Below are 11950 nucleotides of genomic sequence, written 5' to 3' on the forward strand. Positions count from 1 at the left end.
TGCTACCCACCTATGGTTGCCATTGATTCAAAGCTGAGCTGATGCACCGGCCGGCGCTGCTCGGCCTCAAAGCCATTGGCGGCGCGGTATCTGAATGCATCAGTCAGGGCCTGCTGGATTTGGGCATCGGTACTACCGCTTCGCAGCAAGGCCCGCACATCCAGCACCCCCTGGTCGTAAAGGCAGGTTTTGAGGCCGCCTTCGGCCGTGAGGCGGATGCGGTTGCAAGTACCGCAGAAAGTGCGTGAGTATGCCGCAATAATGCCCACGCGTCCCACGTGCCCTTCTATGCGGTAGTCATTGGCCGTAGCGCCGGGCTGAGTTGGCACGGGCAGCAGTTCGCCGAGGTGCTCCTTCAGGTGCTCCCGAATGCGCACGTGGTTCCAGGGCAGGCTTATGGCCTCGTGACTGCCGCCATTGAACGGCATTTCTTCGATAAAACGCACGTCCACTGGTCGCTCGCGGGTAAGCAGGGCCAGTGGCACTATATCCTCGATGTTCTGCCCGGCCATCACCACGGCGTTGATTTTGACGCGGATGCCCACCGCCAGCAGCGCTTCAAAAGTTTCAAGCACGCGCGGCAGCTCGTCGCGGCGCGTGATGCGGAAGAAACGGCCACGGTCCAGGGTATCCAAGCTGAGGTTGACGGCGCGCACCCCCAGGCGTGCCAGCTCCGGCACGTGTGGCGCTGTTAGCACGCCGTTGGTGGTCAGGCTGATATCGTCGATGCCCGGAATCTGCGTCAGCCGCTCGATAAATGACAGCAGGTCGCGCCGCACAAACGGTTCCCCGCCGGTGAGGCGCACTTTGCGCACGCCCAAGCCCGCCAGCAGGCCTACCACCCGCTCCATTTCTTCATAGCTCAACAGCTCCTGCCGCGGCACGTATTGAATGCCCTCCTCGGGCATGCAGTAAAAGCAGCGCAGGTTGCAACGGTCGGTAACAGCCACGCGCACGTATTCGAGCGGGCGGCCGTGATTATCGTACAACACTGATGACGTAGAAACGGGCATGTGCAAACAACAAAGGGCAGCGGCGAGGGTTGCAGCTGCAGCCAAATGCTCTGACAAGAACGCGCAATCTACTTTTGTGTTCACTATTACCGCTGAATCCTTTCGGCGACCAACCTTCGCTTATGAATTTATCCATCGCCTTGTTCGGCATCACCCGCGACATCGTGGGCCAGCCTAGCCTGCAGGTATACTTACCAGCTGGCCAATCGGTGCAGGATTTGCTGACCGAGCTGCGCCAGAACTACCCCGCGCTGGCGCAGCTGCGCAGCCTCGCCGTGGCCGTCAACAACGAATACGCTCAAGCTGGCGACCAACTGCGCGAAAACGACGAAATAGCCTTGATTCCGCCCGTTAGCGGCGGGTAATGGTTGATGAAAACGGAGAACAAAGAATTAAAAGCGGGGCTGGCCTCTGTTGGCTGGTACCCGCGCTTCGTTCTCGGTTTTTGATTTCAATTTTCTACTCCCCTCCAATGCTTATAGATCTTACGGATCAGCCCATCAACGTAGCCGCCGTGCTCGACGCGGTGCAGGCCGATGGTGCCGGCGCCGTCAATTCGTTTATCGGGACCATCCGCAACCAGAGCACCGGGCGCCGCGTGGTGCGCCTGCACTACGAAGCTTACGATGCCATGGCCGTGCACCAGCTGCGCCGCGTGGCCGAGCAGGCCCAGCAGCGCTGGCCCATGCTGCAAAAGGTAGCGGTGGTGCATCGCAAAGGCACGCTGGAAATCGGCGACGTAGCCGTGGTAGTAGCCGTGTCGACGCCGCACCGCGCCGAGTCGTTTGCGGCCTGCCAGTACATTATCGATACACTGAAAGAAGTAGTGCCAATCTGGAAAAAGGAGGAGTACGAGGACGGCTCGGTGTGGGTGGCGGCGCATCCGTAAGGCCTCTTCCATTCACCCAAGTACTTAAGCATGGCCACCGGGCCTGTACCGATGGCTACGCATTGTTTTTCCCGAGGGCTGCTATATCAAGGTACAGCACGCCTGTTTTTTAAGCACTTACCGTGGTACTGCATCGGTAGCACCTGCGTCCGGCGGACCCAACCTCAGACGCATTGGGCAGCGCCAAGAGCTTACTACGGCACCGCTGCAGTAGCAGTGCCAATGGAGTCAGACAGTTGCGAATACTACTGCGTCAGCTCCCTCTCCGCCTCTTCCCGTTCTTGCGGCGTGTTCACATTGCGCAGCTCCTCCGGCGCGGGCGCGGGCAGCACCTCCACATCTGAATTGATCAACGCTTTGCGCGGGCAGGAATACCCCAAGGCCAGAAACTGCAGCAGCACGCCGTAGCTGCGGGGCTCCCAAATAGTTATCAGCGGCTCCGGAAACTCGTTTTCGGGGCTTTGAAAGGCCGTAGCGAAGCGACCGGCGTGGCGGTGCTGCACGAGGTGCTGCAAGGTGCGCTCGGAAAGGAACGGCAGGTCACAGGCTACTACCAGCCAAGCCGCATTGGGGTCGTGGCGGAAGGCGGTGAGGATGCCGCCCATGGGGCCGAGGTCGAGGAACTGATCGGGCAAGGGCTTGAGGTGGGGCGGCAGGTCGGCGGCTTGATCGGCACGGCAGGAAATGAACACGTCTTGGCAAAACGGAGCCAGCAGGGCGGCAGCATGCTCGCGCTGTTCGCGGCCGTGGTAATTCAGGCGGCTTTTGTCGGTGTGCATGCGCTGGCTGCGGCCACCGGTAAGAACCATGCCCCGCAGCGGCGGCAGGTGCTGTTGCCACCACTGGCGCACCCAATGGGCCACGGCGGCGGTATCGGCGAGGGCCAGCACCGGAACCTGGGCGGCGCCCGGCTGGTCGAGGCTCAGGTGTTGGCGCAGGTAATCAGGCAATTCAGCTACTCCCTCTGATAGCAGAATGAGCTGCACGTCGGTGAGGCGGTCGAGCTTCTTTTCCAGCGGCTTGCGCGGGTCAAGGATGATAATTTGCTGCCGGGCGCGGAAGTGGTTGCCGTTTACCAGCACCAGGCTTTGATCGGCCAGCCACTGCTGCTGGGCAAACTTGTCCATTGGGCGGCGCACATCGAGGCGGCGGAAGCGGATTTTATCGGTCAGCTCGGCCGCGGCACCAGCTTGCAGAATGGCATCGGCGCCACCCGCTCCGCCTTGGGCAGCCTCGTCGCCAGCGGCGTGGTCAGCATCCACGTAGGTTACGCGCAGCTGCGGCGTGAGTAGCGGCAGGAAGCGCGTTGTTAGCTCCTTGATTACACCGCAAGGCGCCCCCAGGATGGCCAGTTCGTGGCGGTTGAACTCGCCAAGGTCGGCCCGGGTGAGAGCGGCGTGTTTGGTATGCTTATCCATGATGCTTAGAACGAAAAGCTTCCTTCTTTGAATGAGGATGGGACGCGGCAGCTTTAGCTGACGCCGGGGTGGTTGACCGGCGTTACTGAAACCCGCGTCATCAAAATTCCCGATCCGGCCAAAGGAAAGAGGTCGAATATGAAATGGGTTAGCCCAGGCTGCGAGAAGGTGTGATAGGAACAGATTCTCTTGCTCAACTGACTTCCGCGTATTGGTCGTTGTGGGTTAGCGGTGTCGCTCGGCCATTAAAACGAGGCAATCAACCCGTCTTGTCGAGCACAGCCGAGATAGGACGTGCTAATAGGGAGTTCAACGATTGTTAAGCGCCCCTCCCTTCGGGAACCTCTCCTCATCTGAGGAGGGGACCTGGCTTTTAGCACTCGTTTCTGGCTTACCCTACGCTGCAGTTTGTGTAAGCGCTTCTCTGTTGCAGCACTCAGGTTGTCGCATTAGGCTTATCTGACGGCCATCCGGAGGCTTATTCTGCCGGGTCAACGTACAGATAGTCGCTTTTACCGCCGGTTTTGGAAATGAGACGCGTTTCCTGAATGACGATGTCATGTGACAGGGCTTTGCACATGTCGTACACCGTGAGGGCTGCCACCGAGGCCCCGGTCAGGGCTTCCATCTCCACGCCGGTTTTGCCAGTGAGCGAGGCGGTGCATTCGATCAATACCGCATCGGGCGGAGCCATGCGAATGTGAATCTGGCAGTCATCCAGCCCCAGCGGGTGACAGAGCGGAATAAGGTCTGCGGTTTTTTTAGCCGCCATGATGCCCGCCAGAATAGCCGTCTGAAACACCGGACCTTTGCTCGTGGGCAGGTCACCTTGCTGCACCAGCGCCAGGATATCCGGACCGAGCACCACGCGGCTGCGGGCCCGCGCCACGCGGCGCGTCAGGGCTTTCTGGCCGACGTCGACCATGGCCGGCTGGCCGGCATCGTTCAGGTGAGTGAGCTTGGCAGAAGAATCAGACATGCTGGCTAAAGTTATGAAGGCCGACGCGTGTACGTAGCCGGACGAGGCGAAGTAAAGTAACCGCGGCGAGGGCCGCGACGAAAAGCCAACACGCGGCCGCAGTTGTTGTTTGCCGGTGCGTCGCGTATGCTGTGCTACCTTCCGCCCCGCAAAGTAACGCCTATGATTTCCGTCGAAGAAGCTACGCGCCTGGTCCAGGGCACTGCCTACCCACTCGCCACCGAAACCATCCCGCTACTGAGTGCCGTGGGCCGGGTACTGCGCGAGCCGCTGCACGCCGACCGCGACTTTCCGCCCTTCGACCGCGTGACCATGGATGGTATTGCCCTGAGCTTTGCGGCTGTGACGGAAGGCCAATTGGTATTTCCAATCGAAACCACGCAGTTGGCCGGCCAGCCTCCGGCTCCACTGCAGCATCCAAATGCCGCCGTTGAAATCATGACCGGGGCCGCCTTGCCGCCCGGCACTGATGTAGTAGTGCGCTACGAGGACTTGGAACTCGGTGAAGATGCCGACGGCCAACGCACCGCCAGGCTGCTGGTTCCACCGCCCGCCGTTGGCCACAATGTGCACCGCCGCGCCTCCGACCGCCGCCAGGGCGACTTGCTGCTGCCCGTAGGCACCGTGCTGGGCCCGGCCGAAATAGCAGTGGCAGCTACCATCGGGGCGGCTACCGTAGCTGTGGCTCGCCGGCCGCGTGTGGCTGTGGTAAGTACTGGTGATGAGTTGGTTGACATCGAACAAGAGCCGCTGCCCCACCAGATTAGGCGCTCCAACTCGCACATGCTCCAGGCGGCCGCTGAGCAGGCCGGCGCCGTGGTAGAGGCTTACCACTTCAACGACGACCTGCAGGCCTTGCTCACGGGTCTGCCGCCCCTGCTACAGGCGTTTGATGCTGTGCTGCTTAGTGGGGGCGTGTCCAAGGGCAAAGCTGATTTTTTGCCGGAGGCCCTACGCGCCGTGGGCGTGCAGCAGCTGTTTCACGAGGTTCGCCAGCGCCCCGGCAAGCCGTTGTGGTTTGGCCAACGCCCCTCAAGCGCGGTGGTGTTTGCGTTGCCCGGCAACCCGGTTTCTACCTTCATCAATTTTTACCGCTACGCCGAACCGTGGCTGCGAGCCGTTCAGCAGCCCCAACCCGTGTTCTCAGCCCCTAAGCACGCCATCCTGGCGGCTGATGTTACGTTTCGCCCTCCCCTAACTCACTTCCTACTCGTAAGCTTGGAAAGCACGGCTGACGGGCGGCTACTGGCCCATCCAGAACGCTCTCAAGGCTCCGGTGACCTAGCGAGCCTGCTTTCCAGCGAGGCTTTTGTGGAATTACCTGCCGAGCACGAGCAATTCACGGCCGGCGAAGTGCTGCCGGTGTGGCAGTACCGCTGAGGGCTTCGCCTGTAGAATAACCAAGGAGTATTTGGTACGGTTAAGCTGCCCTTCACTCAACTAATGGGCGCTAGCCAGGGGGGGCAGCGCGGAGCAGCTGGCAGCATGTTTTTTGGTACACTGAACCCAAGCTTCAGCCCGAAACTGCGCCAATACCGCAAGCATTTATTTGAATAGATTAATTTTTTATTTGCTTTGTCATACATTGTCAATTAAAATTGCTTAACCCCGAAGGTATAAGGCGGTATTTCGCTTTGCTTGGGGCACCGGGGTAGCCTTGAACTGCCTTGTGTTCGTGTTGGCTTGTAGTGTACGCTTTTCGGCTCCTCCACCGGTTTCTGCCGAACCCAATAGCCCCGTTTGCTTGCCCAGTGTAAGCAGCGGTGCTCTGTCGTTGAATTGGTCAATCTTATTCGCCCGGAGGCGCCCGTCTATGATACAGTATTTCCGATGCTATGGCCTTGCTTTGGCCAGCAGTTGCTCCCTGCTAGCCCTTCCTGCTTTGGCGCAGCCGGCTTTTACTATCACTTCTACCGAGCCCACAGCCAATCAAAACGCCGTTGCCCCAACCGAACCGGTAAGTATCACCTTCAATCGCGCTGTAAATGCAGCCAGCACCGCTGCGCTGCGCATTCATAGCGCCCAACGGGGCGGCATGCGCAGTGGCACATCGGCTACGGTAACTACCATGGGCACCCGCCTCATCGGCACTCCGGCATATCCCTGGCGTCCCGGCGAGACCATCATGGCCACGGTGACAACCCAAGCGCAAGACCAGCAAGGCAACCCGATCAGCACGCCGTGGGTACTTCAGTTTACGGCGGCCACCGGCAGAGGCGGCCTGCTAGGTGTACCGCCGACCAGTGCGGAAACCCCGACCGGCATTCGCCCTGGCAGGCTCGCGCTGGCCGATATCGACGGCGACGCTGATCTGGATATGCTCGTCGGCAACTCCGGCGCCAGTGTGTCGGTGCGCTTAAACAATGGCACCGGCGCTTATAGCGGCACCACGGAGTTCGTTATTGGCCCGGCCGGTGCGCAAGAAGTAATGGCTATGAAGACCGGCGACGTGGATAGCGACGGCGACGTGGACATCGTGGCCTTTGTTTCCGGGCCGCAGTACTACGGCATCTCCATTGGCCGCAACGACGGCAACGGCAACTTCACCCGCTTTTCGCAACCTTTCAGCCCTTCTATTCGCTTTGCCACTGATCTGGACCTGGGCGATGTAGACGGCGACGGCGACCTGGACGTTGTCTTGTCCGATAACTTAATCAACCGTGCCCAAATACAGTTCAACAACGGCACCGGCACGTTTGACAACCCGACAAACGTCACCACGCCCGCCGGAACGGTGGGGGTAGCTTTTGGCGACGTCGACAACGATGGTGACTTGGATATTGTGGCCTCCAACGGCGGAATCCATGTCAGTACCCGCCTAAATGCTGGCAACGGCACCTTCAGCGGTGCCGGCAGCGAATCCACGATAGGCATAGCCACTAAGGAACTGTTTCTCAACGACCTCGACAATGACGGCGACTTGGATCTGGTATCAGTAGGCAGCAACTTTGGCCCAACTCCGGGCGCCATATACGTGCGTTTCAACAACGGCAGCGGCAGCTTTTCGGGCGGCACGGACTATCCCTTGTCCAATGGCCCTGTATGCCTCAAGACGGCCGACATCGATGGCGACGGTGACGTGGACCTGCTGGTGGCCAACCGTACCACCAGCGAAATTCTCATGGCCCTCAACACCGGCGACGGTAGCTTCTCGTTGGGCGCACCCATGGTCGTAGGCAACGGCCCAACCAGCCTGGAAATAGCTGATATAGACAACGATGGGGATGTAGATGTACTCACCGCCAATACCGACAACAACACCGTGAGCATCCGCACCAACGAACCGGCTCCGTTGCCCGTGGAGCTTGTTCGTTTCACGGCTGAACGCCACGGACGTGGCGCACTGCTTTCCTGGACTACGGCTATGGAACGTCAAAACCGCGGCTTCGGCGTGGAGGTTTCTGCCGATGGGCAGGAATACAGGCGCATCGGCTGGGTAACGGGAGCGGGCACCAGCAACAACCCGCACAATTACCGCTTTGAGGACGCTGCGCTGCTGGCCCATGGCAGTTCTGTGGTGTACTACCGCCTTCACCAAATTGACTTTGATGGCTCCGAGCACTTCAGCAGCGTGCAGGCTTTAGCAGTCAAAGAGTCCGGCTTCGAAGCCCAGGCTTGGCCCAATCCGTTTGCCGATGAGCTGACGCTGCAGGTAAGCGTACCCCAAGCCGGCAAAACCACGGTGCAGCTATATGACCTGCTCGGCCGCGTGTACCTGACCCACCACGCCGAAGTACTAGCAGGCGCCACTACCATCGCGTTACCGCTGAAGGCTCCGCTTCCGGCCGGCACTTACTTCTTATCGGTGCAGCAAGCCACTGAGCGGCGAACCATTCCGCTGGTACGCAAGTGAGGTTCGAAACTGGTTCCGTACCCGTCTCTCAACTCTGGTTTTTGGTGTCCGAGCTTGTTGACAGTGATTTGCCCAATTCTACCTAGGAAATTTGAGTATTGTTCCGCTGCCAAATCTGGCGCTTGGTGCGGAGTGAAATATTTTGGTGCTTCTCCCGAAACGTGCTGCTGAGCTTATTGAAGCATATCAACCGCTTCGGCAAGCTCAGCAGCACGCGAGCTGTAGGGTAGTCATATCGGTGCCAATTAATCTACCCTTCTTATCCAAGGAGGCAAACTATCGATAACTCCGGCTTTAGATGTAGCTCCAATTATCCAGCGGCTATAAGATCTAAGCCATGCTTCCGCCAAATAGGGCCGAAATGCGCTCCACATTGTTAGCGCTGATGATTTTGCGTTTGAGCTTCAGTGTCGGGGTCAGCTCGCCGGTTTCCACGGTCCACTGGGCTGCTACCAACTCAATTTTCTTCACCTGTTCCCACTGCGCAAAGGCGGCATTGTACTGTTGCACCAACTCCCGGTAAAGCTTCTGCACCTGCTCGTGCGCCAGCAAAGCCGCATCCGAGGCCGAGCTGGGCAAGTTGCGCTGTTGGGCCCAGTTGCGCAACTCGTCAAAAGCCGGCACGATAAGCGCCGCGGCGTACTTCTGCCCGTCGCCGACGACCATGGCCTGCTCGATCAAGGGGGATTCCTTGAGCTTGTTTTCGATGACCTGCGGGGCGACGTACTTGCCGCCGGAGGTCTTGAACATCTCCTTTTTGCGGTCTGTGATTTTGAGGAAGCGCCCGTTCACAAACTCGCCGATGTCGCCCGTGTGGAACCAGCCCTCCACATCAATCACCTCCGCCGTCAAATCCGGCCGGTTGTAATACCCTTTCATCACCGACGCCGATTTCGTCAATATCTCCCCGTCCGGCGCGATTCTCACTTCTACGCCGGGAATCACCGGCCCCACGGTGCCTGGCATGTTGTCTTCGCGGTTGTAGCGGCAGGCGGCAATTACGGGCGAGGTTTCGGTGAGCCCATAACCTTCCATCACATGAATGCCAGCGGCCCAGAACACACGGGCCAGGCGCGGTTGCAAGGCCCCGCCACCTGATATGATACATTTTACCTGGCCTCCAAGAGCCTCTCGCCACTTGGAAAACACCAGTCGGTTAGCCAGCGCCAGTTGCGCGTTATACCACGGTCCGAGGCTCTGTTGTGGGTCGTAGCGCAGGCCGAGTTGCAGGGCCCAGTTGAAGAGGTTTTTCTTGGTACCGGTCAGCGCATTGCCCTTTGCCACAATCTTGTCGTAGATCTTTTCCAGCAGACGCGGCACCGTGGTAAATACCTGTGGATGTACCTCTTGTAGGTTATCCGCAATGACATCGACGCTGACTGCGTAGTACACCACCAAACCTAGCTTCAGGTATAAAAATGTAGCCGTGCGTTCAAAAATGTGCGAAAGCGGCAGGAAGCTTAAAGCTCGTTCCTGCGGCTGAACCGGCAGAAAGTCGTTTAGCGACTCGCAGTTGCTGAGGATGTTGTGGTGCGTGAGCATCACACCTTTCGGCCGGCCGGTAGTACCCGAGGTGTAGATCAGGGTGAGTAGGTCGTCGGGCTGCACAGCGACTTTTAAGGGCTCCAGGTCCGCTACATTGTCGGACTGGCCCATAGTCAGCAACTCGCTGAAATGGCGGGCACCCGGCACCTCATCGAAAGTAAAGACATGCGCCGGCGGCGTCGGAAGACTCGAAACCGCTTCCATCACCCGCGCATGCAGTTTGCGGTCCGATACAAATACCACTTTTACATCGGCATCCTCGAAGATGTAGCGGTAATCATCGATGGTAATAGTGGGATACATGGGCACACTCACGGCACCCAGCTGCGCAATACCGCAATCTACCTGCACCCATTCAGGGCGGTTGTTGGAGATGATGGCCACCTTGTCGCTGTGGCTTACTCCCAGCCGCTGCAGGCCAAGGCTTACGGCATTGGCGGCATCCTGCACCTGTTGATTGCTGAGGGTGAGCCAGTCATTAGCAGCTTTATATGCCAGACAATCAGCCGTAGGCGATTGGCTGGCGCGGGCAGCAAGAATATCGAAAGTGCGACGAAGGTCCATTAGGAAGAGAGGCAAATGCAAGTACGCGGCATTCTACGGCAGCTTGCTCCTTAATAAAAAGGCAGCAAACTAGCAGTGGAGCGCTGTAATGGCATAAACTGACCTTCCCCGGCCTAGGTTGCGCGCAGCCGTTCGGACACTGTTTTATGACCACGCTACTCCCCCTGCAGTAGCGCTGGACTACTCACCACATGCCGGTGGATTGATACGCTACACGACATGCGTATTAAATCATTTGAAACTCAGTATATAAACGCAGGATCATTATGAACTTAACTCTTTAATTTTGTCTTATTCGAAGCAAACAAACTTTCCCCATTATGTTGGATGTGCAGTTGATGAAGGCAGGCTTTTACGAAATAGCATGGCCCACCGCCCCCGACGCGGTTGGCGCTACCTACGTCCGCCCCGGCAAGCGGGAATCGGTACGGGTGGTGTTGTCGCGTAATGCTTGCGAGGTAGAAGTGTACGCGGGTAGCCTTAGAGAAGGCCGCTTGGTATACAGCGGCTCTGCCGAGCAGGCTGCAGAACTTCCCCTGCTTACCATTCACGCCAACTAGCCCCTTACCAGCCACCGTAAACGCCCGAGGCTCTTCTTCACAATAGACGTAAGAAGGCGTGCTATATGGCCTGCGTATGGACCCGTTGTGAAGAGGCTTCTATGCAAGCGCCGAGCAGCTTTACTCAGCTGGACAACTTGGTAAATTACGCACCATCTACCCCAATCAGGCGCGTACTTTAGCTTAGAAGCGTACGATATAGTGTCGAGGTAGGGAGATACAAATGTTGGCGCTAGGGAATAACACCGGCTATTACGTATAGCATCAGCAAGGTGGACGGAGCGAGCTGGTAGAGTTTAGCTTGTACTGTTCACCAACCGCAGCTTAGCGCGCAGTTGACCACTTTGCATCACAGGAACAGCCAAGCTTCACGATGCCCGCGACCCAAAATTGTGTACAGTTCGTACAGCCTTAATCCGTTTACTACCCGTGTTAAAGTGTGGAGCAACAGGCCGTATTAAAATGTCCGCGTTAAGCAAGCTTTAGGAATTTCCCCTAGCTCCGCCGAGGATCAGCGTGTATGCTAAATTTTATTTCTTAGGCTGTTTGTGTTAGATGCCAACACATTCTGTACAATGCGGCTTTGCTATAATGTGAAGACGCTTATGCCTTGGACTTTATGTATGTAAGTGGAGATTTGCACCATTAATCACGATATATTAAGCTATAGCAGATTCAAAGACGGACGGTGTAGCTAATGACGCCAGGCGTACGTAAGCTACTGGCAAGCGCATTCTTAGGATTTACGTCAGCGCGTAGCGCGGGCGTTGGCTAAGCCGGGTGCTCGGCAGGCGCAGGTGGCCATACGCCCGCAACCAACGCATGATGGTCACGTTCGATACGTCCAGCACCCACCAGATAGCCTGCAGCCACATGCCTTGCAGCGCCAACTGCCGCTTTTCAGTTGGGTAGGCCCCAGTGGCCCCGCCCGTGTAATTGTAGCCACAGGCCAAGCACCGATACCGCTGCTTTCCCCGCATCAGGCTGTTTCTACAGTTCGAGACACTCCCGCACCGTGAACATTGCATGCAGCTAAGCTGCCTGAATCTACGTAGTGTAGCAATGCCGCTAGAAGAGCTTGGTCCGGCTCGTAGCCAGATCCACCCCCGCGTGGGGGGTAGGCAGGCCC

Annotated in this window: 10 protein-coding genes; 5 read left to right on the forward strand and 5 right to left on the reverse strand. The window is 58.1% G+C overall.

The features are described 5' to 3' along the window. Positions 1–2 precede the first annotated feature (2 nt). Complete coding sequence (gene moaA, locus AC5FXY_RS14035) at positions 3–992, reverse strand: GTP 3',8-cyclase MoaA (protein ID WP_493557328.1); 990 nt, start codon at positions 990–992, stop codon at positions 3–5. A gap of 143 nt (positions 993–1135) precedes the next feature. Between moaA and AC5FXY_RS14040 the strand changes: the two genes are divergently transcribed. Together AC5FXY_RS14040 and AC5FXY_RS14045 are read left to right on the forward strand one after the other, a co-directional pair. Then, entirely contained in the window at positions 1136–1378 is a 243-nt protein-coding gene (locus tag AC5FXY_RS14040) for a MoaD/ThiS family protein (protein ID WP_493557318.1), read from the forward strand. A gap of 107 nt (positions 1379–1485) precedes the next feature. Beyond that, positions 1486–1902 (forward strand): molybdenum cofactor biosynthesis protein MoaE, encoded by a 417-nt coding sequence (locus AC5FXY_RS14045; RefSeq protein WP_493557319.1) that lies wholly within the window; start codon positions 1486–1488, stop codon positions 1900–1902. A 245-nt stretch (positions 1903–2147) separates the two neighbouring features. Here AC5FXY_RS14045 and AC5FXY_RS14050 read toward each other — a convergent pair whose 3' ends face one another. Beyond that, a complete protein-coding gene (locus tag AC5FXY_RS14050) occupies positions 2148–3320 on the reverse strand; it encodes an NTP transferase domain-containing protein (RefSeq protein WP_493557320.1) in 1173 nt (390 codons plus the stop codon). Between the two features lie 478 nt (positions 3321–3798). Continuing rightward, entirely contained in the window at positions 3799–4299 is a 501-nt protein-coding gene (gene moaC, locus AC5FXY_RS14055) for a cyclic pyranopterin monophosphate synthase MoaC (protein WP_493557321.1), read from the reverse strand. Positions 4300–4461: 162 nt separating this feature from the next. On the opposite strand from moaC, the gene AC5FXY_RS14060 reads away from it, so the two are divergent. Further along, positions 4462–5679 carry a molybdopterin molybdotransferase MoeA gene (locus AC5FXY_RS14060; protein ID WP_493557322.1) on the forward strand — a complete coding sequence of 406 codons (1218 nt, stop codon included), beginning with the start codon at positions 4462–4464 and terminating at the stop codon, positions 5677–5679. Between the two features lie 502 nt (positions 5680–6181). Next, a complete protein-coding gene (locus AC5FXY_RS14065; protein WP_493557323.1) occupies positions 6182–8152 on the forward strand; it encodes an FG-GAP-like repeat-containing protein in 1971 nt (656 codons plus the stop codon). 330 nt (positions 8153–8482) lie between these two features. Here AC5FXY_RS14065 and AC5FXY_RS14070 read toward each other — a convergent pair whose 3' ends face one another. Continuing rightward, positions 8483–10261 carry an AMP-dependent synthetase/ligase gene (locus AC5FXY_RS14070; RefSeq protein WP_493557324.1) on the reverse strand — a complete coding sequence of 593 codons (1779 nt, stop codon included), beginning with the start codon at positions 10259–10261 and terminating at the stop codon, positions 8483–8485. 320 nt (positions 10262–10581) lie between these two features. Here AC5FXY_RS14070 and AC5FXY_RS14075 point away from each other — a divergent pair, with 320 nt between their 5' ends. Continuing rightward, positions 10582–10821 (forward strand): hypothetical protein, encoded by a 240-nt coding sequence (locus AC5FXY_RS14075; protein WP_493557325.1) that lies wholly within the window; start codon positions 10582–10584, stop codon positions 10819–10821. A 743-nt stretch (positions 10822–11564) separates the two neighbouring features. Here AC5FXY_RS14075 and AC5FXY_RS14080 read toward each other — a convergent pair. Next, positions 11565–11801, reverse strand: coding sequence for a hypothetical protein (locus tag AC5FXY_RS14080; protein WP_493557326.1), 237 nt, complete (start codon positions 11799–11801; stop codon positions 11565–11567). Positions 11802–11950: the final 149 nt, after the last annotated feature.

It is taken from the genome of Hymenobacter sp. FMD4, from assembly GCF_058932745.1.

Bases quoted from the DNA above. Each gene is read 5' to 3' on its own strand.
- moaC (WP_493557321.1), bottom strand. From the start codon at position 4,299: ATGTCTGATTCTTCTGCCAAGCTCACTCACCTGAACGATGCCGGCCAG.
- AC5FXY_RS14075 (WP_493557325.1), top strand. From the start codon at position 10,582: ATGTTGGATGTGCAGTTGATGAAGGCAGGCTTTTACGAAATAGCATGG.
- AC5FXY_RS14080 (WP_493557326.1), bottom strand. From the start codon at position 11,801: ATGCGGGGAAAGCAGCGGTATCGGTGCTTGGCCTGTGGCTACAATTAC.
- AC5FXY_RS14045 (WP_493557319.1), top strand. From the start codon at position 1,486: ATGCTTATAGATCTTACGGATCAGCCCATCAACGTAGCCGCCGTGCTC.
- AC5FXY_RS14040 (WP_493557318.1), top strand. From the start codon at position 1,136: ATGAATTTATCCATCGCCTTGTTCGGCATCACCCGCGACATCGTGGGC.
- AC5FXY_RS14070 (WP_493557324.1), bottom strand. From the start codon at position 10,261: ATGGACCTTCGTCGCACTTTCGATATTCTTGCTGCCCGCGCCAGCCAA.
- AC5FXY_RS14050 (WP_493557320.1), bottom strand. From the start codon at position 3,320: ATGGATAAGCATACCAAACACGCCGCTCTCACCCGGGCCGACCTTGGC.
- AC5FXY_RS14060 (WP_493557322.1), top strand. From the start codon at position 4,462: ATGATTTCCGTCGAAGAAGCTACGCGCCTGGTCCAGGGCACTGCCTAC.